At 69.7% G+C, this 25,318-nt stretch carries 17 protein-coding genes and 5 pseudogenes; 10 read left to right on the top strand and 12 right to left on the bottom strand.

The annotated features are described in order from the left end of the window. Position 1 precedes the first annotated feature (1 nt). Complete coding sequence (locus ACZ7L6_RS04625; protein WP_471920467.1) at positions 2–727, bottom strand: SDR family NAD(P)-dependent oxidoreductase; 726 nt, start codon at positions 725–727, stop codon at positions 2–4. 198 nt (positions 728–925) lie between these two features. Further along, a complete protein-coding gene (locus ACZ7L6_RS04620; protein WP_471920466.1) occupies positions 926–1,252 on the bottom strand; it encodes a carboxymuconolactone decarboxylase family protein in 327 nt (108 codons plus the stop codon). 98 nt (positions 1,253–1,350) lie between these two features. On the opposite strand from ACZ7L6_RS04620, the pseudogene ACZ7L6_RS04615 reads away from it, so the two are divergent. After that, a pseudogene (locus ACZ7L6_RS04615) lies at positions 1,351–1,827 on the top strand (MmyB family transcriptional regulator); the annotation flags it as partial. 10 nt (positions 1,828–1,837) lie between these two features. On the opposite strand, the gene ACZ7L6_RS04610 reads toward ACZ7L6_RS04615, so the two are convergent. Next, complete coding sequence (locus tag ACZ7L6_RS04610) at positions 1,838–2,221, bottom strand: VOC family protein (RefSeq protein ID WP_471920465.1); 384 nt, start codon at positions 2,219–2,221, stop codon at positions 1,838–1,840. 281 nt (positions 2,222–2,502) lie between these two features. Here ACZ7L6_RS04610 and ACZ7L6_RS04605 point away from each other — a divergent pair, with 281 nt between their 5' ends. The 3 genes from ACZ7L6_RS04605 to ACZ7L6_RS04595 all read left to right on the top strand — a co-directional run bounded on the left by ACZ7L6_RS04605 (position 2,503) and on the right by ACZ7L6_RS04595 (position 5,548). Continuing rightward, complete coding sequence (locus ACZ7L6_RS04605; protein WP_471920464.1) at positions 2,503–3,738, top strand: SpoIIE family protein phosphatase; 1,236 nt, start codon at positions 2,503–2,505, stop codon at positions 3,736–3,738. A 262-nt stretch (positions 3,739–4,000) separates the two neighbouring features. Beyond that, entirely contained in the window at positions 4,001–4,933 is a 933-nt protein-coding gene (locus tag ACZ7L6_RS04600; protein WP_471920611.1) for an alpha/beta hydrolase, read from the top strand. A gap of 90 nt (positions 4,934–5,023) precedes the next feature. Continuing rightward, positions 5,024–5,548: a hypothetical protein gene (locus ACZ7L6_RS04595; RefSeq protein ID WP_471920463.1), complete on the top strand. Its 525-nt coding sequence runs from the start codon at positions 5,024–5,026 to the stop codon at positions 5,546–5,548. A 94-nt stretch (positions 5,549–5,642) separates the two neighbouring features. Here ACZ7L6_RS04595 and ACZ7L6_RS04590 read toward each other — a convergent pair. From ACZ7L6_RS04590 to ACZ7L6_RS04575, 4 genes and pseudogenes are all read right to left on the bottom strand, one after another. Then, a pseudogene (locus ACZ7L6_RS04590) lies at positions 5,643–5,760 on the bottom strand (dihydrofolate reductase family protein); the annotation flags it as partial. 7 nt (positions 5,761–5,767) lie between these two features. Further along, complete coding sequence (locus ACZ7L6_RS04585; protein WP_471920610.1) at positions 5,768–6,661, bottom strand: alpha/beta hydrolase; 894 nt, start codon at positions 6,659–6,661, stop codon at positions 5,768–5,770. 139 nt (positions 6,662–6,800) lie between these two features. Next, a complete protein-coding gene (locus tag ACZ7L6_RS04580; RefSeq protein WP_471920462.1) occupies positions 6,801–10,085 on the bottom strand; it encodes a carboxyl transferase domain-containing protein in 3,285 nt (1,094 codons plus the stop codon). Between the two features lie 2 nt (positions 10,086–10,087). After that, complete coding sequence (locus ACZ7L6_RS04575; RefSeq protein WP_471920461.1) at positions 10,088–11,842, bottom strand: AMP-binding protein; 1,755 nt, start codon at positions 11,840–11,842, stop codon at positions 10,088–10,090. Positions 11,843–12,480: 638 nt separating this feature from the next. Between ACZ7L6_RS04575 and ACZ7L6_RS04570 the strand changes: the two genes are divergently transcribed. Together ACZ7L6_RS04570 and ACZ7L6_RS04565 are read left to right on the top strand one after the other, a co-directional pair. Next, positions 12,481–13,254: a calcium-binding protein gene (locus tag ACZ7L6_RS04570; protein WP_471920460.1), complete on the top strand. Its 774-nt coding sequence runs from the start codon at positions 12,481–12,483 to the stop codon at positions 13,252–13,254. A 64-nt stretch (positions 13,255–13,318) separates the two neighbouring features. After that, a complete protein-coding gene (locus tag ACZ7L6_RS04565; protein ID WP_471920459.1) occupies positions 13,319–14,095 on the top strand; it encodes a calcium-binding protein in 777 nt (258 codons plus the stop codon). 173 nt (positions 14,096–14,268) lie between these two features. On the opposite strand, the gene ACZ7L6_RS04560 is transcribed toward ACZ7L6_RS04565, so the two are convergent. Beyond that, a complete protein-coding gene (locus tag ACZ7L6_RS04560; RefSeq protein WP_471920458.1) occupies positions 14,269–15,216 on the bottom strand; it encodes an AraC family transcriptional regulator in 948 nt (315 codons plus the stop codon). 137 nt (positions 15,217–15,353) lie between these two features. Here ACZ7L6_RS04560 and ACZ7L6_RS04555 point away from each other — a divergent pair, with 137 nt between their 5' ends. Further along, on the top strand, positions 15,354–15,650 hold the full coding sequence (locus tag ACZ7L6_RS04555; protein ID WP_471920457.1) for a DUF1330 domain-containing protein: 297 nt from the start codon (positions 15,354–15,356) through the stop codon (positions 15,648–15,650). A gap of 738 nt (positions 15,651–16,388) precedes the next feature. Here ACZ7L6_RS04555 and ACZ7L6_RS04550 read toward each other — a convergent pair. After that, the gene (locus tag ACZ7L6_RS04550; protein ID WP_471920609.1) at positions 16,389–17,690 is read right to left on the bottom strand and encodes a ferredoxin reductase family protein; all 1,302 of its coding nucleotides are present in this window, start codon (positions 17,688–17,690) and stop codon (positions 16,389–16,391) included. Positions 17,691–17,918: 228 nt separating this feature from the next. Continuing rightward, a complete protein-coding gene (locus ACZ7L6_RS04545; RefSeq protein WP_471920456.1) occupies positions 17,919–18,644 on the bottom strand; it encodes a FadR/GntR family transcriptional regulator in 726 nt (241 codons plus the stop codon). 468 nt (positions 18,645–19,112) lie between these two features. Between ACZ7L6_RS04545 and ACZ7L6_RS04540 the strand changes: the two genes are divergently transcribed. From ACZ7L6_RS04540 to ACZ7L6_RS04530, 3 genes and pseudogenes are all read left to right on the top strand, one after another. Further along, positions 19,113–21,344, top strand: a complete 2,232-nt coding sequence (locus ACZ7L6_RS04540) for an alpha-L-fucosidase (RefSeq protein WP_471920455.1) — start codon at positions 19,113–19,115, stop codon at positions 21,342–21,344. Positions 21,345–21,471: 127 nt separating this feature from the next. Further along, positions 21,472–21,851, top strand: a pseudogene (locus ACZ7L6_RS04535) (AAC(3) family N-acetyltransferase); the annotation flags it as partial. 45 nt (positions 21,852–21,896) lie between these two features. After that, the gene (locus ACZ7L6_RS04530) at positions 21,897–22,388 is read left to right on the top strand and encodes a GNAT family N-acetyltransferase (RefSeq protein WP_471920608.1); all 492 of its coding nucleotides are present in this window, start codon (positions 21,897–21,899) and stop codon (positions 22,386–22,388) included. Positions 22,389–22,481: 93 nt separating this feature from the next. Here the strand turns inward: ACZ7L6_RS04530 and ACZ7L6_RS04525 are convergent. Together ACZ7L6_RS04525 and ACZ7L6_RS04520 are read right to left on the bottom strand one after the other, a co-directional pair. Further along, positions 22,482–23,453, bottom strand: a pseudogene (locus tag ACZ7L6_RS04525) (CE1 family esterase); the annotation flags it as partial. Between the two features lie 63 nt (positions 23,454–23,516). Then, positions 23,517–25,164 (bottom strand): annotated as a pseudogene (locus tag ACZ7L6_RS04520) (glycoside hydrolase family 27 protein). Positions 25,165–25,318: the final 154 nt, after the last annotated feature.

The following is a 25,318-nucleotide window of genomic DNA, read 5'->3' as shown; positions in this document are numbered from 1 at the left end:
TTCAGAAGACGGTGCCCGTCTCCTCGGCCAGTGTCTGCAGGAGGCGGTCCTGGAACGCCTCGTCATGGACCGCGCGATGCGGCTGCTGCCGTTGGCGGTGGTACCAGTACCCGCCCGTTGTCAGGGCCTCGGGTTCGTCGCTGGAGGCAAGCCACTCCTGCGTCCGGTGGCCGAGTTCCAGATCGTCCGGCGCGTGTGGTCCGCCCATCTTGGTCGGCACCCAGCCCGGGTCCACGGCGTTGCTCGACACCCCTGGGCGCAGGCGGGCCACCGCGGCGGCGAGCGTCGTGACGAACAGCTTGCTGTCGGCGTACGAGCCCGCGCTCCGCCCCCGCCAGTCGATCCCGTCGAGCGAGGGGCGCCCGCTGAAGTGCGATCCGCTGCTCAGGTACACCAGTCGGCGCGGGCCGCGTAGCAGGGCTGTGAGCAGATACGGTGCGACGATGTTGACCGGCATGACCGCCCGTCCGCTCCACACGCCGGCGTTGTGGATGACCGCGTCGAGAGGCTCGGCGTCGTTCAGTTCGGCTGCGATGCGCCGTACGGCGTCACGGTCCGTGAAGTCGCCCACCACGAGGTGTGCCCCGCGGTCGACGAGCGTGTCGAGGCCGGCAGCGCGTTCCTGGTTCCGGGCGTGCACCACCACCTCGTGTCCGGCCCACAGCAGCGAATCGGCCGCGGCACGCCCAAGGCCGTCCGCGGAACCGGTCACCAGGATCCGGCTCACGAACGCACCGCCTTGCGTACGCGCGACGTCCGGCCGACGGGTGTCGCGGCCGGGAGCGTGAGGGCCGCGCCGGCACCGTGCACGCGTGCTCCTCGCATGGGAGCGCCTCCCTTCGTCGGGCGTTGACCGCCCCGGCTCCTCCGGAGTGCAAAGCCCATGTTGCCGGGGGGAGAAGCCTGGCCGCTCCTCCCCCGGTGTTCAGGCTACGAAAACCTGCTTCGCCGTCGTGATCGCCGTCATGGCCTTGGGCCAGCCGGCGTAGAAGGCGAGGTGGGTGATCGCCTCGATGAGCTCGGTCTCGGTGACGCCGTTCTCCTTGGCGCGTCCGAGATGGAAGCGGAGCTGGTCGGCGTCGCCGCCGGCGACGAGGGCGGCGACGGTGATCAGGCTGCGGTCGCGGGCGGCCGGCTCCCTGCGGTTCCACACATCCTCGAACAGGACGTCGTCGGTGAGCTCGGCGAGCTTGGGAGCGAAGTTACCGATCGTGCCGCGCCCGCCGCCGAGTTGCTGCGGTTGGTCGGCCATCGGAGGTCCTATCTCCTCGGTGCCGGGTCAGCGGGTGGTGCGGGGGCGGTTGTACTGCTCGTCGCCGACCGGCTCGTTCCAGGTGGTTTCCTCGCCCCCTCGGCCGCGCCCTCTACTCCCCGCTCTTTCCCGACCCCACCACGCAGACGGCCAACATCGCCCGCTTCCAGTTCCTCGACCCGGCCGGACCCGACTTCTTCCCCGACTGGGAGGAGTCCGTGAACACCACCGTCTCGCTGCTGCGCACCGAGGCCGGACGCGCCCCGCACGACAGCGAACTGACCGGACTCATCGGCGAACTGGTCACCCGCAGCGAGGAGTTCCGCACCGCCTGGGCCAAGCACAACGTGCGCCTGCACCACACCGGGCGCAAGTCCTTCCGCCACCCTGCCGTCGGTGTCCTCACCCTGGACTTCGACGCCTTGGAACTGCCCGCCCAGCCCGGCCTGACGCTGACCGCCTACAGCGCCGCCCCAGGCACCCCCGAGAACGACGCCCTGCGGCTCCTCGCCTCCTGGGCCGCCACCGAGGGGACGAACGTCCGGGCCCGGGCCGCTCCAGCCGACGACGAGTAGCGCGTGAGCGTCAGGAGTTCATGGCGGCTCGGTCGGACTCACTGCGCAGCACGCAGAATTCGTTGCCTTCGGGATCGGCAAGGATGGCCCAGCCTGAACCATCGGGATTCCGGTGGTCGGCGACAAAGGTGGCACCAAGCCCCAGTAGCCGGTCCACCTCCTGATCGCGCGAGGTCTCGGGGCGCAGACACAGATGGATCCGGTTCTTGATCGTCTTGGCCTCCGGCACCTGGTTGAAGTACAGCACCGGGCCCTCCGCCAGCAGCACTTGCGTTTCCCGGGCACCGGGCCCGTCCTCCGGATGCAGCGGAGAACCAGTCACACTGCTCCAGAACCGAGCCAGCTCGTAGGCATCCGCACAGTCGATCGCCACGTTCTGCAATACCGAGACCATGCGCGCGAGCCTTCCTGATCTCCACGCCGAACGCCACCGAGTTGCGCTCCTCCCGGCTCGGCGATCCCGGCACCCACAACCCGGCCGACAGCGGACGCCGCCTGGGCCCCTCCAGCGCGGTCAGGCACGCATCGGTGTCCCCCAGGCTGATGACTCTCTGTGACCATTCTAGGACCTCCACTCCGCACGGCATCCAGCTCCGCATCAGGCGAGCCCGGCCACTGGATCGCTCGTAGATTGGAAGAGCGACAGTCGCGCTCGAGGGTTACGGAGAGCGCGTAGTGACAGCAGACATCGAGTTCGCGGCGTTCTTCGACGCCACACCAAGCCCGTACCTGGTGCTGGACACGGACCTGGTGATCCGCTACGTCAACCCGGCCTGCCTGCAGTCCACCGGCCGGACCAGCGACGACCTGGTCGGCAAGTACTTGTTCGAAGCCCTGCCGCAAAACCCGGGCACCCCGGACGACACCCAGGCGAACCTGAAGGCGTCACTGCGCCGGGTCCTGGACACCGGGAAACCGGACACCCTGGTGCTGCAGCGGTACGACATCCCTGCCCCGGACCGGCCGGGCGGCTTCGAGGAGCGATGGTGGTCGGAAATCCACACGCCGATTCCCGGACCCGACGGCAGGGTGAAGTGGATCGTCCAACGGGCCGAGGACGTCACCGCCTTCGTCCACTCACGCCGGGCCCGCGAGCTCACCGAGGAGTTCACCGAGCGGGAGAGGGGCATGGCCGCCGAGCTGTACGCGCGGGCCCGCGAGCTGCACCGGCTGAACCAGGAACTGCGCCGGGCCCACGCCCGTGAACGGCAGGTCGCCGTCGCCCTCCAGGAAGCCATGCTGTACGTCCCCGACCTGGACCGGCACGACAACATCGCCGTGCGCTATCTGCCCGCGACCACCTCACTCAACGTGTGCGGCGACTGGTACGACGTCGTCGACCTGCCACCCGACCGCTACTCCGCAGCGGTAGGAGACGTCGTAGGCCACGGCCTGCACGCCGCCGCTGTCATGGGCATGCTCCGCAGCGCCCTGAGCGCAGTCATCCGCGCCACACCCAGCCCTGCCCAGGCCCTGGAAGTCCTCGGCCTGTACGCCCGCTCCCTGGAGGGTGCCACGGCCGCGACCGCGGTCAAGGTGCTCATCGACACCCGCAGCAGGCTGATCATCTACAGCAACGCCGGACACCCGCCACCGGTCCTCCTCCACTCCGACGGGACCTGCGAACTGCTGGACCAGGCCACCGATCCACCGCTCGGCGCCCGCCCGCACCATGTCCCCCGCCCCCAGGCCGGCCTGCCCTACACCCCGGGAGACACCCTCGTGCTGTACACCGACGGCCTCATCGAACGCCGCGAGGAAGACATCGACGCCAGCCTGGCTCGCCTGACCACAGCCCTGGCCAAGGACCACACCCTCGCCCCCGACCAGCTGGCGGACGCCCTGCTGGCCCGCCTCGGGGTCACTGCCGGCGCCCCCGACGACATCGCCCTCGTCATCATCCGCCTGTAGCCTGCCCGGCCTCTCGACGGTTCCCACGACAGCCTCCCCATGTTGTGCACGTTGGTTCCGGCGACCTGAGGAACGGCGTCCCGGGTGCGGAACTCTGCCCTCCGCCAACCTCAGCTGTCTGGCGTAGTGACCCCCGCCTCAGCGGTCCGTACGCTCCCCGGTGGTACTGATCCGTCGCCGATCGGTTCGCTGGGAGTGGAGGCTCGCCGTGCACCCTGGCCGTGCCCGTGTGTTGATCTGGACAGCCCTGGTCGCCTTGGTCATGGCGGTCCTGCCGGGGACCGCGACCGCGGCCGTCGGGGGCGGCGAGGGCCAGGGCGGCGGCGCCCGGGTCGTGGCGGAGGAGAAGGTCGGGCCCCGCCTGCTCGACCTGACCGTTTCGTCGCCCGCTCTGGGGCGTACCGCCAAGGTGCGGCTGCTGACCCCGGACGGCTGGGACGAGCGGGGGAAGAGCCGGCGGTGGCCGGTGCTGTTCCTGCTTCACGGCTGCTGCGACACGTACGACAGCTGGACCCGCGAGACCGACGTCGCGACGCTGCCGCAGCTGCGCAACACCCTGGTCGTCATGCCCGAGGGCGGACCGGCCGGGTGGTACAGCGACTGGTGGAACCACGGCAACGGCGGCCCGCCGGCGTGGGAGACCTTCCACCTGCGCGAGCTGCGCCCATTGCTGGAACACGGCTACGGTGCCGGACACCGCAGGGTCATCGCCGGGCTGTCCATGGGTGGCCTCGGATCCCTGCTCTACGCCGCGCACCACCCCGGCATGTTCCGGGCAGTGGCGAGCTACAGCGGCGTGGCGCATCCCCTGTACGGCGACTTCCCGTACGGCCTGATGGACCTGTTGAGGGAGTTCGGCGAGGACCCGCTCGCCCTGTGGGGTGACCCGGTCGCCCAGCGCGCCGTCTGGGAGGCCCACGACCCGTACTACCTCCCGAACCGGCTGCGCTCCATCCCCGTCTTCCTCTCGAGCGGCAACGGCACCGCCGGCCCCTTCGACCCGCCCGGCGCCCACGACGACCTCGAGGCACTGCTCAATGAGATGAACCACGCCCTCGCCGACCGGCTGAAGACCGCCGGAGCACGGCTCACCACCGACTTCTACGGACCCGGCACCCACGACTGGCCCTACTGGGAGCGCGAACTGCACCGCTCCCTGCCCCTGCTGCTGCACGCCCTGCAGCCGGGCCGCTGACCGAGCCCACATTGGCGGCGGGTACTCCAGGACGGCTGGCACGCCTGCTCAGGCAGGGACCGGGACGGGTCCCGGTCGAGGTGGGGTTCCATGGCGGCCATGATGCGTAGAACGTCATCCACCGCCGCCGTCGCCGTTGTTGTCGCCGTCGTGCTCGCCGCTCTCACGTCGTGTTCCTCGGATTCCTCGGACGGGTCCCCCTCCGAGGGCCCGTCCAGTGGGTCCGCGTCCGGGTCACCGGCGTCCGACCCCGCGCCCAATCCCACGGAGACGGTCACACCGTCGCCCTCCCCGACCGGGCCGTGTGCCGACGGGACGTGCGAGATCGAGGTCGCCGTCGGGGACGTCGTGACGGTGCCGGAGACGTACGGCCTCGGGCCGATCGAGGTGACGGCGATCCGCGACGGCGCGGTCGAGATGGTCGCGCCGCTGACGGGGTCGGGCTACAGCGTTTCGGGCTGCTCCGGTGGCGGCGGCGTGTCCTCGCGGAACGGCGGCGGCGTCGGGCTGAGCTGCGACGAGGGAACCGTCGCGACCCTCAACGACGCCATGAGTCTGGAGATCGTCAAGATCCTCGGCACCGCCGCCGTACTCCGTATCGAACCCGCACGGTGACGTACGGCTCAGCCCTCGGGCAGGTCTGCCTCGCGGTTCGGTACAGGGGCGCCGGTCACGCAGGGACGGTGCCGACCGCGGCGATCAACCCACGTCAATGGAGGGTCGGTCGGTAGCTGAACTCTTGGATGTGCCCGTCGAGCGTCCGGTTCTCGATCAGCTCCAGGTCAGAGCGTCACCTGCAAGCGGTCGACCAGGCCGGCGGCCATCACGCCGGCGTCAGGCGCTGAGTGCTGTGCGCAGGGTGGTGGCCATCAGAGCGACGGCTTCCTTTCCTGCCGCCACCGGTCCGGTGTGGGTGAAGTAGTGGTCGACGCCCTCGAAGACCCGGTGGGTGACCGGGACCCCGGCCGCTTCCAGGGCCTTGGCGTAGGCGTCGCCCTCGTCACGCAGCCGGTCGTTCTCCGCGGTGATGACAAGGGCAGGCGGTAGTCCGGTGAGGTCGTCGGCCAGTGCAGGCGAGGCGAGGGGATGCGCACGGTCGGCCGGGTCCGGGACGTAGGCGGCGGTGAAGATCCGCATGAGCTGTGGGGTCAGCAGCGGCTTGGCGATGAGGGACTGCTTGGTGGCCGGGTCGGCCAGCTGGTCCAGCGGTGCGGAGTCGATGATCTGGAGGCGTGGCGTGAACGTGCCGCGGTCTCGGGCCAGGCGGCAGACCGCGGCGGTCAGGTTGGCGCCGGCGCTGTGGCCGCCCACGGCGAGTCGCGAACCGTCCCAGCCGTTTGCGGGGCCGTTCGTGGCGACCCACGCGGTGACGTCGTATGCCTGTGTGACGGGCACGGGAAACGGCCGCTGCGGGGCGACGGCATAGTCCACATTGATCACGACGCAGCCGGCCGTGGCGGCTATGTAGCGGCAGATGTGGTCGTCCTGCTCCGGGTGGCCGACCACGAAGCCGCCCCCGTGGAAGTTGACGTACACAGGGGCAGGAGTTTGGGTGCCGGCAGGCGGGCGGTAGACGGTGCAGGTCACCTTTCCGGCACCGGTCGCCACCCGGAGGGTCTCGGTGCGCTTCGGGATATCGGTGAAGCGCAGGTCCTTGTGCACGCGAGACATCATGCGGCCGAGCAGGAGCTGGACCCCTATGGCCTGGATTCTGGGGCTGAACGGCATGGCTGGGTCACCCATCGCTACAACATTAAAGCATCAGGATTCCTGATAATGGAGGCTCCTGCCTCATCGTGCAACGGGGCGGACAGGAACCGACCGCCGCCTTCCCTTCCAGGGCCGTGTTCCGGGCGTCGGCGGTCCTTCACCAGGTGTCGACGCGGCGGCGCGAGCCGCGCTGCCCGGGCTCAGGGTCAGGGTCATGCAGAAGCGTGCTGATCCAGCGTCGGGACTCGGCCGGGTCGATGACGTCGTCGATCTCGAAGACCGATGCGACGTTGAGAGCCTTGCCGTGCTCGTAGGCGGCCGCGACCCGGCGGGCGAACTCCCGCTCGCGCTCGTCGGCGTCCTCGATGGCCGCCAGCTCCCGGCGGTACCCCAGCCGCACCGCACCCTCGATGCCCATCGGCCCGAACTCGCCCGTGGGCCATGCCACCGTGAACCGGGGGATGCGGAAGCCACCGCCGGCCATGGCCTGGGCGCCCAACCCGTAGGCCTTGCGCAGCACGATCACTCCGAAGGGCACCGTGAGCGCCGAGGCGTGGACGAACATGCGGCTGACGTGCCGGACGGTGGCGGTCTTCTCCGCCTCGGGGCCGACCATGAACCCGGGTGTGTCGCACAGGGAGACCACCGGCAGCCCGAACGCGTCGCACAGCTGCAGGAAGCGGCTCGCTTTGTCGGCCGCGTCGGAGTCGATGGCGCCGCCCAGATGCCGCGGGTCGTTGGCGAGGATGCCGCACGGGCGGCCCTCCACCCGGGCCAGAGCGGTGATGACGCCGCGTCCGAAGTTCCGTCGCAGCTCCAGGACGGAGTCCGCGTCGGCGAGGGTGGCGATGACCGCACGCACGTCGTACGCCCGCCGCCGGTTCTCGGGAACGAGGTGGCGCAGTCGGCGCTGGTCGGGGCACTCCCATTCCGTCACCGGGCCCTGGAAGTACGACAGATACGTGCGCGCAAGGCGGACGGCATCCGCGTCGTCCTCGGCCTCGAGATCGATGACGCCGTTCGCCCGCTGGACGTCGACCGGCCCGATGCCCTCCGGGGCGAAGCTGCCCAGGCCCCCGCCCTCGATCATCGCCGGACCGCCCATGCCGATGGTGGCCTCGGGCGTGGCGATGATGACGTCGCAGCAGCCGAGCAGCGCGGCGTTGCCGGCGAAGCAGCGCCCCGAGCCGATGCCGACGAGCGGCACCTTCCCGTTCAGGGACGCGAACAGCGCGAAGGCCATGCAGTCCAGGCCGGAGACCACCGTGCCGTCCACATCGCCCGGCCGGCCGCCGCCTCCTTCGGCGAACAACACGACGGGCAGATGCGCCTGTTCGGCCAACGCGAAGAGCCGGTCCTTCTTGCGGTGGCCCATCATGCCCTGGGTGCCGGCCATCACGCTGTAGTCGTACGACATCGCCACCACGCGGGCGGACCGGGGGCCGAACCGGTCGGCTCCCACCGTGCCCACGCCACCGACCAGGCCGTCGGCGGGGGTACGTCGGATGAGGTCGTCCATGGACCGGCGGCTGCGCTGGGCGGCGATGGCCAGGCCGCCGTACTCGACGAAGCTGCCCGGGTCACACAGGTCGGCGATGTTCTCGCGGGCGGTGCGCCGCCCCTCGGCGTGCCGCCGGGCGACCATCTCTGGCCGTTCGGCGTCGTCGCCGAACCGTTTGCGCGCCCGCACCTCCTCCAGATCGGCGCGTGGGGCGTCCGGGTCCGGCCGCTCCTCGGGGTGCGGCTCACCGTCCGTCGCGCCGGTGGCCTCCAGCACCACCAGCGGCTGACCGTGCTCGGCCAGCTCACCCAACTCAACCCGTACGGCGACGACCACGCCGTCGCCCGGCGCCTGGAGCAGGTGCTCCATCTTCATCGACTCCAGGACCACCAGTGTGCTTCCGGCCCGTACGCGCTCGCCTTCGGCGACGGCGACGTCGACGACGGTGGCCGTCATGGGCGCGGTGACGGTGAGCGTGCCCTGCGGCTCGCAAGCGTCCTCCGCGTCCTTCTCCGGATGCGTTTCCGGATGTGTCCCCTGCGGGACCAGTGTGGGCAGGAGTTCGTCGAAGAGCGCCGTGTGCAGCCGACCGGCGACGACCTCGGGTGCCTCCAACAGCCGCCGCAGCACCTCGGCGTTGGTGGCGACTCCCTCGACCCTCAGCTCCGCCAGGGCGCGGCGGGCGCGGGCGAGCGTGTCGGGCAGGCTGCCGGAGCCGTCGTGGGCGACGAGCTTGGCCAGCAGCGAGTCGAAGCGCGGGCTGACCCGACCGCCGGGGAACGCGGCGGTGTCGACGCGCACACCCGGCCCGGCCGGCGGCCAGAAGACGTCCAGCGTGCCGGCGGCAGGCAGCACAGTCCCGCCGGGGCGAACCGTCTCGGCGTTGACCCGCACCTGCACCGCGCAACCGCGGGGAACGGCAACCTGCCCCGCCCCGATGCGGTCGAGGCCTTCGCCGGAAGCCACCCGCAACTGGGCCTTGACCAGGTCGATGCCGGTGACCTCCTCGGTGACGGTGTGTTCGACCTGGATGCGCGGGTTGGCCTCCAGGAAGTAGAAGCCCGGGGAGCCCTCGCCGGTGTCCGCACCGAAATCGCCGTTGTCCACAAGGAACTCGAACGTCCCGAGACCGGCGTAGGCGACTTCCCGGGCCATACGCAGCGCCGCATCGTGCAGCCCGGCCCGCACCGCCTCGTCGAGGCCGGGCGCCGGCGCGATCTCCACGAGCTTCTGCCGGTGCCGCTGCAGGCTGCAGTCGCGGTCGCCGTAACCGACGACGGCGCCCGTGCCGTCGCCGAGCACCTGCACCTCGACATGGCGGGCACGCCGCAGCAACTGCTCGACGTAGACCGCGCCGTCGCCGAAGGCGCGCGAGGCCTCCGAACGGCAGCGCCGGAGAGCCTCCTCCAACTGCCCTGCCTCGTACACCGCCCGCATGCCGCGGCCACCGCCGCCGGCGACCGCCTTGACCATCACCGCGGCACCCTCGCCGAGGCCGGCCATGAACGCACGCGCCTCCTCGATACCGGTGTCGCCGTACGTCGCCGGCAGCACCGGCACGCCGAGGCGCGCCGCGAGTTCACGGGCCGCGGTCTTGTCGCCGAGCGTCCGCAGCACCTCGGGGCGCGGCCCGACCCAGGTGAGTCCGGCGTCGGTGCACCGCTGCGCGAAGTCGGCGTTCTCGGCCAGCAACCCGTAGCCGGGGTGAACCGCGTCGCAGCCGGTGCGCACCGCCGCGCCGACCAGGGCCGGGGCGTCCAGGAAGGCCCCCGGCCCCTCGCCGTCGAGCACCACGACCTCGTCCGCCATGCGGGTGTGCAGCGCGTCCGCCTCGTCGCGGGAGCGCAGCGCCACCGTCAGCAGGTCCAGCTCGCGGGCGGCGCGGATCACCCGTACCGCGATCTCGCCGCGGTTGGCGACCAGAAGCTTGGCCAGACCCATCGTCACCGGTCCTTTCCGTAGGCATCGGCAGCGGCCGGGGACGGGGCGATGCACGCGGCCTGCTCCAGCAGGTCGCCCTTCTTCACCTTGCCGGTGGTGGTCATGGGCAGGACGTCGACGCACCTCACCACGGGCACCTTGTACGGGGCCATGTTCGCCCTCGCCCACGCGCGCACGCCCTCGGCGTCGAGCGCGGCACCGGGGCGGGGCTGGACGAACGCCAGCGGCACCTGGCCCCGTCGGGGATCGTCCATCGGTACGACCGCCGCGGTCAGCACATCCGGGTGCCGGGCCAGCAGTGCCTCCAACTCGGACGGGAAGACGCTCATACCCGAGACCTTGATCATCTCCTTGTCGCGGCCGAGGTAGTGCAGGCACCCGTCCTCGTCGATCATTCCGATGTCGCCGGTGTGCAGCCAGCCGTCGCGCAGGACCCGGCCAGTGGCCTCCGGCTGCCGCCAGTACCCGGTGAGCAGGGAGGGGGAGCGTACGAGGATCTCGCCGCGCTCGCCCAGCGGCAGCGGCTCGGCGCTCTCCCCGTCGGCCACCATGAACTCCGTTCCCGGCACGGGCAGTCCGCAGAAGACCGGCTCGGTCAGCAGGTCGTGGTCCCCGTCCTGGAACCCGGTGGTGAAGGAGTCCGCGGTGTGCGTCTCGGTCATGCCGTACGCCGCCTCCTGCAGCACGCTGTGCTCGCCGACCAGGGAGCTCCACCGGGCCCGGATCGCCGGCGTCAGCTTGCGCACGAACGACATGGCCCGCGGCTGCGCCAGGCCGGACAGGTCGGTGCCGGGCAGACCGGGGTGGTCCATCAGCTCGACGTAGTTGTCGACCGTGCCCAGCATCAGCGTCACGCGGTACCGCTCGATCGCCTGCAGCACGGCCTCGGGGTCCCAGCGGGTGAGCAGCACGATGCCGCTGCCGGTGAGCAGCGGCAGCAGGATGCCGAAGTCCTCGCCGGCGATCCAGAAGACCGGCACGTAGATCAGCAGCACGTCGGGGTGATCGCCGGAGAGGTCCATGCCGCTGGCGGCCGCCGCCGTCGCCGCGGTGTAGAGCATGTGCCGCTGGGTGTGTTCGCACCCTTTGGGCAGGCCGGTGGTCCCTCCGGTGTAGTTGAGGGCGGCGAGCGCGTCCAGGTCGGCCGGCTGGTCCTGGCCGCGCTCACCGCCGACGGCCTGCCCCCACCCGCCGGCGGTCGAATCTGCCCAGGCCAGGCCGGACGGCAGCGGCAGCACCGGATCGGAAGGGAGCATGTCGGCGAGGCTGGTGACGAGTACGTTCCGTACGGCGGTGTCGGGCCGCACCGCCTCGACCAGTGGTCGCAGGGTGTCAAGGGTGATCAGGACCTCCACCCCGGCGTCGGCCAGCTCGTGCCGCAGCTCGTGCTCCCGGAACATCGGGTTCACCGGGACGTGGACGGCTCCGGCGCGCAGGATGCCGAGCATGGCGACGATGAACTGGGGGCAGTTGGGCAGGAACACCCCGACGCGGTCTCCGGGGCGCACGCCGCTGCGCTGCAGCCAGCCGCACAGCCGCGCCGTCAGGTCCTCCAGCGCCGCGTACGTGATCCGCTCGCCGTAGAAGGTGATCGCGACGCGGTCGGGATGGCGCCGGGCCCAGTGCCGCAGGTGGTCGGTGAGCGGCCGCTGCCCGAGCGGGTACACCACCTCCCTCGGCATCGAGTCCGGCCACACTCGCTGCTGGCGGGCCCGTACATCGGCCAAGTACTCCTGCACGCGCGCGTTGTCCGCCACGACGCCCTCCACCCAAGGCTACGGCATACCAACTGGTCGGCATGTTCCGCATCACCGTAGGGGAGCCCGCGGGCGGGGACAAGGGTCCTGACGCGGCGGGGGCAGGCCGGGGCTTCCGTAGGCCCGGGATACCCAGAAAGCCCCTGTTCACGAACCCTTGCAGATCGGCCGTGGGGGCCGAATCAGCGTTACCCGGCAACTAATTGAATGCGCTACGGATGAATCGTGAATTGACACAGCTGATGCAAAATCAAGCGGCAGGCATGCCCGCAGGTGATCTCATTCCGGGCCAAGTCGGCGATCCACGCGCGGAGACCGTTGTATTTGGCAATGGCGCTAATTCGGCTTCAGCACGGCTTCGCATCCCGACATGCTCTGGGTGCCCAGGCGCCAGTGCCGATCACCGGTCGAGCGGGCGTCGGCCATGGCGGGATGGGAGGAGTCTGCGCGGACTGAGGACTGTTGAATGCAGCAAGGACTTCCTCGATGCACTCGCCAGGGCCGGTTATCGGGTCCCGGCTGCGGTCGGCGGACCGCAATAGGAAGCGCTCCTTTGAGCCAGCACCGGCAATTTAGGCCGGGAAGCAATGCGCACAGCTGCGAGATCGAAATTCAGTGCCCTATTTCAGGAGCAGGTCATGAAGCGAACGCATCATCGCACGGTGGCACTTCTGGCCACTGCGTGCGGTTTTACTCTCTGCCTCACGGGCGTGGCCCGCGCGGCCGACGCACCGACGCCTCGTCTTCTCGCCACGACGCTGGTGAACAAGACCGGCACCACCATCACGGTCACCGCCGGAGTCGGACGGGGCAACACGATCAGCGTGTGGCAGTCAGGCAGCAGCATCAGAATCAGAGACACCGGAGACACGGTCGCCCCGTCCGGCGACTGCACCGCCATCAGCACGACCGAAGTCGCCTGCAGGGCCGCCGACACCACCGAACTCGTGGTCAACGCCGGTGACCAGGACGACAACGTCAGCTCCTCGCTGACGGCCCTCGGCGTCACCCTCATCGGCGGGGCCGGCAACGACAACCTCTACGGCGGATCCGCCAACGACACCCTCGAAGGCGACGAGGGATCCGACTTCCTCTCCGGCGGCGCAGGAAACGACACGCTGACCGGGGGAGCCGAGGCGGACAGGATCTTCGGCGGCTCCGGCAACGACTCCATCGAGGGACGCGGCGGCTCGGACATCGTCGACGGCGGCGCCGGCAACGACGTGATCTACGGCGGCGGCGGCAATGAGCAGATCGTCGCCGGCACCGGCAACGACTACGCCGAGGGCGGCAACGGCCGCGACACCATCGACGCCGTGGACAACGTCAGCGGCAACGACTACGTCGAAGGCGGCGCCGACGTGGACGACTGCCGCGCCGACTTGGGCGACAACGTCAGCGGATGCCCGTGACCAGCGCGAGCGCGCAGCACGCCAGTACTCGTACACGGCGAGACAACACGAAAGGCGGGCACCGATGAGAACACGAAACATCTGCACCACGCTGGTGGCCATCGGCGCACTCACCTGCGCCCCACTGGCCGCCGCCTCCGCCGCGCCCGGCGCGGCCCCCGGCGGAAGCCTGGCCGGCACCACGGTCGTGCAGGAGGTCGGCGACGCCCTGGTCGTCACGGCCGCCCAAGGCGTGGCGAACGACATCACCGTCCGGCGACAGGGCAACGTTGTCGTGGTGACAGACGCGGGGGACACCGTGTCCGCCGTCGCCCCATGTCAGTCGACGGGGACGCATACGGCGGAGTGTCCGCTGCCCGTCACGTCGATACGGGTCAACGCCGACGACGCCGACGACAGCGTCACCATCTCCCCGAACCTGGAGGCCGTCGGAACGGTGATCGGCGGTGCGGGTGACGACCGCCTCGTCGGCGGCCCCCGGGCGGACCGGCTCGTCGGCGACGACCCGGCTGCCAGCGGCCTGAGGGCGACGCCGGGCAACGACACCATCAACGGCGGCCCCGGCAACGACACGATCTCCGGGCTGGCCGGCAACGACACCATCAACGGCAATGCGGGCAACGACACCCTCAACGGCGACGACGGCAACGACACCCTCGGGGGTGACCAGGGCAACGACACCCTCAACGGGGGCCGCGGCAACGACACGCACATCGGCGGCGAGGGCAACGACACGCTCAACGCGGTGGACAGCGTGATCGCCAACGACAGCCTCGACGGCGGTCTCGGTTTCGACACCTGCAACCGCGACACCGGCGACACGGCCGTCAACTGCCCCTGATCAGCCGCCCTGCTGATCAGGTCGGAGACGTCGTCGGACAGCCGTACGGGCTGTCCGGCGGCAGGATGGCAGCCGGTGATGACCGACTGCTGGTCGGCGAGGCCGACGGCGGTAGGGCCCTTTGGAAAGGCGAGTCCGCACTCGGCGCCAGCCGCGGACAGCCCCGCACACGCCTACTGCACCGGTTGCGGCGCGTGTTGTGCCCGCCTGAAACGTCCAGGAGCAACGCCAAAGGCGCGCTTGAAGGCGTTGGCGAAGGCGAATTCAGAGGTGTAGCCGACCTGTTGGGCCACCGCTGCGAGTGGATCGTCTCCATCGCGCAGGATCCGAGCCGCGGTGCTGAGCCGCCACCAGGTCACGTACGCCATCGGTGCCTGTCCCACCAAGTGGGTGAACCGCCTCGCGAAGGCCGTCCTCGACATGCCGACGCGATGGGCGAGTTCCTGCACCGTCCACGGGTGCGCCGTGTGGCGGTGAATGTGGTTGAGCGCAGCGGCGATCGCCGGATCGGTCAACGCGGCGCACCAGCCGGCGGAGGGGCTGCGGGATGTCTCCTCGTCCAGCCACGCACGCAGGACATAGACCAGCAGCAGGTCCAGCAGGGCAGGCAGGGCGGCGTCCGCTCCCGGCCTTGAGTCCCGCACGTCCGCGCCGAGCAGATCGACAGCGGCCCGCAGTGCCGGGTGGCGGCCTGGTCCCGCGGGGATGTGGATCACCTCGGGCAGTGCGCGCAGGAAGGGGTGCACCTGTCCCCGGTCGAGCCGGTACGCACCGCACAGCAGAACGGCTTCGGCCGTGCCGTGTCCTGCACTCAGGTCATCTGCGACGACGTCGTCCCTGTTTTCCGGTTCGGTCGCGGGCGGCAGGAGGGCCGGAACCTGGCGGGGATCACTGCTGACGCCGTGCATGGCCCCGTGCGGCAGGAAGACCACATCGCCTGCGGTCAGCAGCAACGCCGTGTCGTCGGGCGGCAGGAGCCAGCAACTGCCGTGCAGCACGATGTGGAATCCCGCGCCCGGGTAGGGACCGAACCGGTTGCCCCACTCACCGACACGGCGGGAGTGGGTGAACTTGGCACGGCCGACCCTCATCGTGGCGATCACGTCGCTGACAACGTCCACGGGACGACACTACCGGTCCGCCCCGGACCGGGACGATGACGTATGTCCTGGTCCATCACACGTATAGGAAAGGCCAATTGGGTCTCCGTATCGTCGAGATCGACACATCCCGACCTCGACACGCAGGAGCATCGATCATGCCCGCATACGTCGTCATAGACCTTGATGTTTCCGATCCCGCCGGATTCCAGCAGTACATCGACGGTGTGACTCCGCTCATCGAGCGGTCCGGCGCTCGCAACCTGCTGATCGACGACAATGCCGTCGTCCTGGAAGGAGACTGGGAGCCCGCCACCCTGGTCATCCACGAGTTCACGTCCAAGGCCGCGCTGCAGGAGTTCTGGGACTCGCCGGAGTACCAGCCTCTGAAGGAACTTCGCCGCAAATACTCCTCGGTGAAGGTCGTCGCGGGACAGAGCCCCGAAGTGCCCTGACAGGACAGCGGCCCACAGCCAGTCGGCTGCCGTGGACCACATGCTCTCGGGTTCCCACACGTCCACGCCGTCACCGCGATGCTGGCTCCCGCAGCCACAGGACCAGGTGCCGGTCCTGGTCGTTGGCGAGGGGGTCGGCGCGGTGCGCGGCCCGGCCTCGACGGTGGAGGGCATGACGTAGGCGCAGGTGGCGGAGCCGTCCTCGCGGTAGTTGGCCATGCTGGCGGCAGGATCGCCTCTGCGAGGCGGTCCGTGTCCGGTCGGTGACCAGCAGGACCAGGTGGCCGCGCACATGGGAGTTGGACCGCTGCTTGCGCGACTCCTCCGCATACGCGTGTACTTCCCGCTGCCCGCGTTCCGCGCGCAAGGGGTGTCCATCATCATCGAGGTGAAGCGAAAGAGCCCCCAGCAAGGGGCGCACTGGCCCGATCGCGGGAGCCGCGTCCGCCGCCCGGGAGCGCAGCTCCGCCAACGGCGTCACACGCTTACGCTCCTCCAAGTCCTCGCGAACTCCCGCGAGGATCCCGTCAAGAACGCTCATTGTCGTCTCCCTGTCGAATCATCTGCCGCTGCGGGCGTCCCCCGGGCTTGAGTGACGCCGTACATCACCTACGCCACAGTGGGCGTGGAAGTTGAACTTGCGGCGGATCATCCGTGAGGGGGCGCGATCCCGGACCTGGCTACCACGGCCGGCGGCCGTGGTCGCTGCGTGCCGCCGGGCACCGCCGCAGTCGTGGCTCAGGCCAGGCCGAACCGCTCGGCGTGCACTTGCCGTTGGGGAACCTTCAGGCCGCGCAGGGCGCTGAGCACGGCCGAGGCCATCGCGGGCGGGCCGCAGACGTACACGTCGCGTTCGGTTATGTCGGGAACCAGGGCACGGAGTCTGTCCGGCTCGAACGGCGTGCCCCCCTCCCCCGTGCGACCGGTGAGCAGGTGCAGCTGCCCACCGCGGTCCGCGACCAGGTCTCGTACCTCGTCGATCAGCACGGCGTCCTTCTCGCTGCGCACCCGGTAGAGCACGACGACGTCGCCGGCCGGTTCCTCCTCCAGCAGGGCTCGAACCGGCGTGATCCCCACCCCTCCGGCGACCAGCAGTGCGCCGGGCCGCGTTCGGTGCACCGCGGTGAACGCCCCGTACGGCCCCTCGACGAACGCGCGGCTTCCCACCGGAACGTGCCTGAGACCGGCGCTGGTGCTGCCGACCGCCTTGGCGGTCAGACGCAACGTACGGCCGTCGGGTGCCGCCGACAGCGAGAACGGATTCGCCAGCCACCAGTGGTTGTGCCCGGGGAACCGCCAGATGCAGAACTGGCCGGCCCGGGCCGGCAGCTTGTCGAGGTGGCGGCCGGTGACGCGCACCGACACCACGTTGTCCGACTCCGCCACCACCTCCGCGACCCGGAACCGGTGATAGGCGTTGCGCCACAGGGGCATGACGATCCGCCCCGTGACCAGGGCACCGAACGCGAACAGCCACAGGGCCCACCAGTAGATCTTCGCGGGCGCGGAAGAGCTGAAGGTCGTGGTCTCCTGCAACTGGTGGACGAACGCCAGCCCCAACGCCACGTACAGCAGCAGGTGCAGGCCGTGCCAGGTCTCGTACCGCAGCCGCTGCCTCACATACCGGGCGGAGACCGCGGCGACCACGACGACGATCGCCGCGGCCCCCATGCCGAGCAGGGAGGCCGGCACTCCGGCCAGCGCGAAGAACGTCTTCGTCATCGACTCGTCATCGAGCCTCGCGAAGCCCAGCACCACCAGCACGGCATGCGTGAGGACGGTCCACAGCAGGGTGAAGCCGACCCACCGGTGCCACACCGTCAACCGGTCCATGCCGATCCGGCGGTCGAGCCACGGCAGCCGGGCGACCAGCAGCAGCTGGAACAGCATCAGTACGGCGGCGTGCAGACCGAAGAACCTGGCGACCGTGAGCACCCCGTTCTGGCCGGTCCCGGCGGTGAGGAACAAGACCTCCACGATCAGCAAGTTGACGATGACAAACGTCCACAGCGCCCACCGCGCCGCAACGACCGGAGCCATGGTGCGCCGCCGCACCTGTGAAATCGTCGTCTCCACCGCTTCCCCTCTTGTCCGTGTGAAGCACTCACGCCCGGCACCCGCGAGATCACGACTACCCAGCGTCCTGCGTACGCTGAGCGATTAAGGCCTTAACCACAAGCCAACCAACACAAGGTCACCTCCCCATGGACCGAGGAGCGGTCCAAGCACTGCCGTCCGCACCTCCCCTGGGCAGGCGGCGCGCGCCCGTCACGTCCGCGCTGTCGTCCCGAGGGAGAGGAGTGGTTCGCCTGAGCGCAGGTGTTCTTTCAGCCACTGCTCGGTGTTGCTCACGTGCAGCAGTGCGGCGGCCTGGCTGAGGGCGGCGTCACGGGCGGACAGAGCGTTGAAGATCGCCTCGTGCTCGGCGAGCGTGCGGCCCGCGGCCTTGTCGTCGACCAGACCGCGCCAGAGGCGGGCGCGCAGGGTGCGTCCGGAGATCCCTTCCAGGAGGGTGAGGAGGGTTTCGTTGCCGGTGGCAGAGATGACGGCGCGGTGGAAGGCGGTGTCGTGGGCGTTGAGCTGTTCGACGTCTTCGCGGGCCGCGCGCATGGCGTCCAGGTGCCGCTCCACCTCGGCCAGTTGCTCATCGGAGATCCGCGTGGCGGCAAGGGCCGTGGCCATCGGTTCGAGGAGCCGCCGTACCTCCATGAGGTCCTGCAGGGCGACCGAGTCGCCCTGCAGCAGCTCCACCGCACCGCCGAGCCCCTCCAGCAGCAGGCTCGGCTGCAAGCTGGTCACATACGTGCCGTCGCCCCGCCGGACCTCCAGGACCCGCGCGACGGCAAGGGCCTTGACCGCTTCGCGGGCGAGGTTGCGGGACAGTCCCAGCTGCGCGGCCAGGTCCGGCTCCGGTGGGAGCTTCGAGCCCGGAGGCAGCGCACCGGTCCGGATCAGCTCACGGATACGCTCGATGGCCTTGTCCGTCAGAGACACCGCACACCCCTCCCCCGGCCGTGCCCCGCGAGCACATCCGACCTGATCAGCCCCTGCGCGGGCGTTCCGGAGTCCGCATGCCGAGGGTGACGTTGATGATACCGGGGATGCGTGCACGCCAAGGCGATCGCGGCGGCGGGCAGGGGGGGTCGGTCCCCCTACGCCGCGCAGACACCGGCGATGACCTGAGCGCGGAGATCCACCCCGTCAACCCACCACTCGATGGCTCGAACCGGCCAAGAAGCCGGCCAAGACATGCCATGTTTACCATGCCTCAATGCTCGCAAAATCGCGCAAACCGAATCAACTGTCCTGCCGTACGGAGCTTTTCATCCCTTCACGCTGGTTGACATCTCCGGAAGGCATGACCGACCTTCATGCGTAACAAGCGGCGCCCCACACACAGCAGTTCCGCCGACTCGTGTCCCCTGCATTCCCCTGTCCCCCCTCTGCACCAGGGATGTGCCCATGCCGAGTTCGATCAACAGACGCCACTTCCTGGCCGGCGCCACCTGCGTGGCCGCGGCGGCCGTCGCCGGCGGCCCGTTAGGCGCCGATGTCGCCCAGGCGGCACCCCGCACGTACACACCGGACTGGAACTCGGTCGACCAGCACCCGCCGGCCCCGGAGTGGTTCCAGGACGCGAAGTTCGGGATCTACTTCCACTGGGGCGTCTTCAGCGTCCCCGCCTTCGGCAACGAGTGGTACCCGCGCACCATGTACCGGGCCGGAGACACCGTCAACCAGCACCACATCGCGACCTACGGCCGGCCATCCGCATGGCCGTACGACAATTTCATCAACGGCGCCCAGGACCTGGCGGGCACCTTCGTGAAGTTCGCGCCGAAGCTGAAGTCGGCCGGCGGGACGTTCGACCCCGACGAGTGGGCGCAGCTGTTCGTCGACGCAGGCGCCAGGTTCGCGGGCCCGGTCGCCGAGCACCATGACGGCTTCTCCATGTGGGACAGCCAGGTCAACGAGTGGAACTCGGTGAAGAAGGGCCCCGGTCTCGACCTGCTGCGGCTGTTCTCCACGGCCATCCGCGCCCAGGGCCTCAAGCTGCTGGTGGCCATGCACCACGCGTACAACTTCACCGGCTTCTACGAGTTCGCCCCCGCCCAGACGGACAGCAGCCTCAAGAAGCTCTACGGGCAGTTGGGGTCGGCGGCGGAGAACCAGCTCTGGTTCGACAAGCTCAAGGAGGTCGTCGACCGCGCCCAGCCCGACATCCTGTGGCAGGACTTCAATCTGGACGCCGTCGACGAGCAACAGCGACTGAACTTCCTGGCGTACTACTACAACCAGGCGGGCAACTGGGGCCGTGAGGTCGTCGCCACGTACAAGGACGGCATGCACGGCAAGGGCGAGGTCTTCGACTACGAGCGCGGCGGCCCGGCCGACATCACCACCCCGTACTGGTTGACCGACGACAGCATCTCCAGCAGCAGCTGGTGCTACACCCAGGGCATCGGCTACTACACCATTCCGCAGATGCTGCACTCGTTCATCGACCGGGTCAGCAAGAACGGCAACATGCTGCTGAACATCGCGCCGATGGCCGACGGCACCGTCCCGCAGGCGCAGAAGGACATCCTGCTGGGCATCGGAGACCACCTGAAGCGCTTCGGTGAGTCGTTGTACGCGACCCGCGCCTGGACGGCGTACGGCGAGGGCCCGACGAAGATGGGCGGCGGCTCGTTCACCACCCCACACGCCGGTACGGCGCAGGACATCCGCTTCACCCGCAACAAGGCCAACGACGTCCTGTACGCCACCGTCCTGGGCTGGCCGGGCAGCTCGCTGACGATCAAGACGCTCAGCTCGGACCGGATCGACCTCGCGTCGCTGACCTCGGTCAAGCTCCTCGGCTCCACCGACGGCACCTACATCGACCTGCCGACACCGGCCCAGAGTTCCTCCGGCCTCACGGTCACCCTGCCGTCCTCGGCGCCGTACACCGCCCACGCATACGTCCTCATGCTCGCCTTCTCCGGCACGATCCCGGGCCTGCGGCCGCTCTCCGGCGCCGTCGCCTTCTCGGACGTCAACTACACCGGCAACGCCGGCGTGTTCACCGTCGGCGACTACACCGCGGCCGACCTGACCGCAGCCGGACTGGGCTCCCGCACCCTCTCCTCCCTCCGACCGGCCCCCGGCTACCAGGTGGTCGGTTACTCCGGGGACAACTTCACCGGCACCTCGTGGACCTTCACCGCCGACAACCCCGACCTGCGGGCCACCGGCAACAACGACCGGATCACCTCGCTCAGAGTCCGGTTCAACCCGGCGACGTACTTCCGGATCACCAACGTCACCGACGGACTCGCCCTGGACAGCGGCGGCAACGTGGCCTCCGGGGCCAACCTCAAGCAGTGGACCTGGGACGGCAGTTCCAACCTCCAGTGGCAGGCGGAGCCGGTCGAAGGCGGCTACTACAGGCTGGTCAACCGGACGAACGGCATGGTCGCCGACGGCTGGGGCGCCACCGCGGACGGCTCTCCGGCCCGACAGGCACCCTGGAACGGCGGCACCAACCAGCAGTGGACGATCACCCACCGGGGCGGCGACCACTTTTCGATCGCCAACCGCACCACCGGCCTGGTCCTCGACGGCGGCGGCAACGTCGCCTCCGGCTCCGTCACCAAGCAGTGGACGTACGGCAACAGCACCAACCTGCTGTGGACTTTCACGGCCCTCTGATCCCAGTGCCCGTACCCCCGCCGCCGCCCGGATTCCTTCCGCGCCAACCGGCCGGCGGCGGGTCACGACGGCGACTCAGCACGCACACCGACCCCACCCTCCTCGGTCGTGTACGGAATCCGTGATCATGGACGAAATGGCCTTGCTCAAGCGCTCCGGCGGTCCCGTGACCCGGAGCCGCATCAGCCGTGACCTGGCCGCACTCGGCCTTCAGGACGGCGACATGGTCATGTTCCACACCCGCATGTCCGCCATCGGGTACGTCGCCGGCGGGCCGCAGACCATCATCGGCGCCCTGCAGGACGTGGTCGGAACGCGGGGAACCCTCATGGTGACCTGCGGCTGGAACGACGCACCACCCTATGACTTCGTCACCTGGCCGTCATCCGGATGCCGGTTCGCGGCGCTGGGGACGGCAGCGGTCGATCTGATGGTCGACCACCCCTGGGACGACCCCATGGACCCGACAGCCCCCTTGCGAGACTGGTCGCCCGCCGGGGCGTGGTGGGAACCGTCGTCTACAGGCCGGCGCGACCCGAGGACGACGAGGCCGTGGCGGGGCTGGACGGGTCGTTCACAACGGACTCCGTATTCGAAGTGACCGTTGCGGACGGCCAGTTCGGGATCCGTGAGACGCCGGTGGCCCCTCCGATCCACAAGGTCTTCCCCGACGAGGACGGCAGTGCCGGCGATCCCGAGCTCAGCCGAACCGTTGTCGCCTTCGACGGGGATGAGTTGTGTGGATTCATCGAGACCTCCTTCGATCCGTGGAACGCACGGCTGACCATCTGCGACATCGAGGTCGCACCGGCCTGGCGCGGCAAAGGAGTTGGGCGCACCCTGATGCATCACGCCTTCGACATCGCGAAGGAGCTCGGGGCGAGGCATGTGTGGCTCGAGGTCACCCATGTCAACGCCCCCGCGATCCGCGCCTGTCTCCGAATGGGGTTCACGTTCTGCGGGCTGGACACCACGCTCTACGACGGCACTGCATCGGCCGGTGAGCTGGCACTCTTCATGTCATGGCGCGTGCTGACCGGCTGAGCCCCCGAGCCCCGTGCTCGGCTGAGCGACGGACTCGGCAAGCCGGGCAAGAAGCCGACTCGAAGCGTGATTGTCCGCGGCGAGGGCCGAGACCGCCGTCCCCGGCGACGGGTTGGACGTCTGGAACTGCGTGAAGAACTTCCAGACCTCTTGCGGCAACCAGGTCCTGGAGCCGCTGTCGCCGGAGGCCCCGTCCTGCGGAGCGGCGATGTGTCCTTCGTCGAACGCTGCCCAGGCGACCGGATGCCCGGCCGAACATCCCGAGTAGGTGGTGATCCGGTGCGTCAGGCTGCCCTGCGCCGGTTCCGGCGGGTTCTGAGGGGTGCAGCCGTTGTTCCTGACGAACCTGTCCCGCAGGGCCCGTCCGCCGGAGATGCCGAGGACGTTGTCCCTGAGGCCGTGCACTCCGAGGTAGGCGATCGGCTGGGTGCCGCCGCTGCATCCGCTGAGCTGCCCGCCGCTCTGGACGGCGACCGCGCGGAAGACCGTCGCACGGGAACATGCGAGGGCGTACGACATGGCGGCGCCGTAGCTGAAACCCAGAGCGAAGCGCTGTGTCGTGTCGACGCACAGGTCCGACTCGATGCGCCTGAGCATGTCGTCGACGAACGTGACGTCCTCCCCGCCGTTATTGGCCCAGCCGTTGTTGAGGCCTTGAGGTGCGACGAAGACGGCGCTGTTGTTCGCCAGTCGCTGGAGCCCGTAGTAGGCCCAGGTGCCCGATTCCACGGTGCGGCCCGTCGCGACGTCGGTGGAGGTGCCGCCCAGCCAGTGGAACCCGAAGACCAGCCGGTAGGCGCGGTTGCGGTCGTAGCCGTCCGGGATCCGCAGGATGAAGCTGCGGTTCTTGCCGCCGCTCTGGATCGTGTGCGTACCGCTCGTCAGGGTGGGGGCCTTGCCGCATCCGGGGCTCGCGGCAGCGGTGCCGACGGGTGCGGCGGCCGTGCCGGAGGCCCTGAGCGGGGTGTTCTCGCCCTGACCGCGGGCCAGTGCGGTGCCGCCCACGCTCAGGACGAGCAGCACCGCGACCACGGCGGGCCATAAGAGGGATTTTGTCCTTGGCATCGTGCGACTCCCTTCTGTTGGAACATCGCCGTGCGTCAGTCGCCCTGTGTCAGCAGGGCTCCCTCACACACGGGTCCACCTCTGGCCGGCTTGGCCGTTGCACGTCCACAGGACCAGCGGGGTCCCGCCCGCGGTGCCGGCCCCGTTGACGTCGAGGCACAGTCCGGCATGGACGTTGCGGATCGACCCGTCGGAGCCCACGGTCCACTTCTGGTTGTTCTGGCCGTTGCAGGGCCAGGTGATGACCCGGGTGCCGTTGGTGGTGCCCTGGTTGTAGGCGTCCAGGCACTTGTCGCCGAAGACGCGGATCTCGCCGCCGGCCCACGTGGTCCACAGCTGGTTGGCGGCCGTGTGGCAGTCCCAGAGCAGAACCGTGGCCCCTGCGGCGGTGGAGGCGTCGTCCACGTCCACACAGCGGCTTGAGGCGCTGCCCCGCAGCCGCGAGGTGGTGGCGGCCAGCGGGCTTCCGCCGGTCACCCGGAACACGGCCACGCCGTGCGCGGGGACGCTCGCCGAGATCTGCCCGGCCGTGCTCGAGGTGCCGCCGGTCCACAGGTCGGTGAGGGTGAACGAGCCGCCGGACAGGCCGACTTGCGCGGCCGTCGTGGTGACCGTCGCGGTGCCGTCCCCGCGGTTGAACAGGCCCACCGCGACCGAGCCGTCCGACAGGGGCTTCGCGAACACCTCGGTCCCGCCGTCGTCGCGCACCCTGCGCCCGCCCGCGCCCGACGGATCCTGGTTCACCGCCAGCAGGCGCGGGTTGCGCAGGATGGCGCTCACGTCGGCGGACATGGTGCGGATGTCGTTGCCGGCCATGAGCGGGGCACCCATCAGTGCCCAGAGGGCGAAGTGGGAGCGGGACTCGGTCAGTGACAGGCCGGGGCGGCCGACGACCAGCATGTCCGGGTCGTTCCAGTGTCCGGGACCCGACTGCGCCGCCAGCGGCGCGGTGACGTCCAGGACGTTGCCGACGCCCATCGGATAGCTGTTGGTGTTGCCGTTCTGCCAGATGTCGAGCAGGTCCTCGGTCGTCCGCCACAGATCGGCGACCTCGCCCCAGTTGTAGGTGGCGCCGGTGATGGCGTGGAAGCTGTTGGGGTTGATGCTGTAGACGATCGGCCGCCCGGTGGCGCGCAGGGCGTCGCGCATCAGCGTGAACCGCGCGACCTGCTCGTCGCGGGTGCCGCTGGAGGAGCACCAGTCGTACTTGAGGTAGTCGACGCCCCACGAGGCGAACGTCGCGGCGTCCTGGGCCTCGTGTCCTTTGCTGCCCGTTGACCCCGGGTAGGCGCCGGTGGTCTGCGCGCAGGTGCGTTCACCTGGCACCTGGTAGATCCCGAACTTCAGGCCCTTGCTGTGGACGTAGTCCCCGAGCGCCTTCATGCCGCTCGGGAACTTGGTCGGGTTGGCCCGCAGGTTGCCTGCTGCGTCGCGCTGCGGGTCGAACCAGCAGTCGTCGACCCACCACGTACCGGTAGCCGGCGTCGCGCATGCCCGAGGAGACCATCGCGTCGGCGGCCTGGCGCACCTGGGCCTCGGTGATCCCGCACCCGAAGCTGTTCCAGCTGTTCCAGCCGAGCGGCGGGGTGAGCGCCGGACTGCCCGGCGCGGCCGAGGCGGTGGAGTGCGCGGAGGCAGCCAGGGACGCGGTAACTGTCAGCACGCCGGCCGCGAGGAGGCGGAGCAGCCGTCCACCTGAGCGTCTGGGCACCAAGGGGCTCCTTTGTGGAGTTCGAAATTTCGTGACCCATTCGGAAACTCAAAGCTCCACGGATATTAGAGAGACCATCGGGCGTGTCAATACCTGCCATCGAACCGCTTTCGCGATGCGAGCAAGAAGACGCCGAAAAACGCTGCATCTACGC

This window comes from Streptomyces sp. NPDC107522 (assembly GCF_055657525.1).
The sequence above is the reverse complement of the archived record's forward strand: the minus strand, read 5'-3'. Positions and strand labels throughout refer to the sequence as shown.

Bases quoted from the DNA above. Each gene is read 5' to 3' on its own strand.
- ACZ7L6_RS04570 (WP_471920460.1), top strand. From the start codon at position 12,481: ATGAAGCGAACGCATCATCGCACGGTGGCACTTCTGGCCACTGCGTGC.
- ACZ7L6_RS04565 (WP_471920459.1), top strand. From the start codon at position 13,319: ATGAGAACACGAAACATCTGCACCACGCTGGTGGCCATCGGCGCACTC.
- ACZ7L6_RS04595 (WP_471920463.1), top strand. From the start codon at position 5,024: ATGGCGGCCATGATGCGTAGAACGTCATCCACCGCCGCCGTCGCCGTT.
- ACZ7L6_RS04540 (WP_471920455.1), top strand. From the start codon at position 19,113: ATGCCGAGTTCGATCAACAGACGCCACTTCCTGGCCGGCGCCACCTGC.
- ACZ7L6_RS04610 (WP_471920465.1), bottom strand. From the start codon at position 2,221: ATGGTCTCGGTATTGCAGAACGTGGCGATCGACTGTGCGGATGCCTAC.
- ACZ7L6_RS04550 (WP_471920609.1), bottom strand. From the start codon at position 17,690: ATGGCTCCGGTCGTTGCGGCGCGGTGGGCGCTGTGGACGTTTGTCATC.
- ACZ7L6_RS04580 (WP_471920462.1), bottom strand. From the start codon at position 10,085: ATGGGTCTGGCCAAGCTTCTGGTCGCCAACCGCGGCGAGATCGCGGTA.
- ACZ7L6_RS04555 (WP_471920457.1), top strand. From the start codon at position 15,354: ATGCCCGCATACGTCGTCATAGACCTTGATGTTTCCGATCCCGCCGGA.
- ACZ7L6_RS04585 (WP_471920610.1), bottom strand. From the start codon at position 6,661: ATGCCGTTCAGCCCCAGAATCCAGGCCATAGGGGTCCAGCTCCTGCTC.
- ACZ7L6_RS04620 (WP_471920466.1), bottom strand. From the start codon at position 1,252: ATGGCCGACCAACCGCAGCAACTCGGCGGCGGGCGCGGCACGATCGGT.
- ACZ7L6_RS04600 (WP_471920611.1), top strand. From the start codon at position 4,001: ATGGCGGTCCTGCCGGGGACCGCGACCGCGGCCGTCGGGGGCGGCGAG.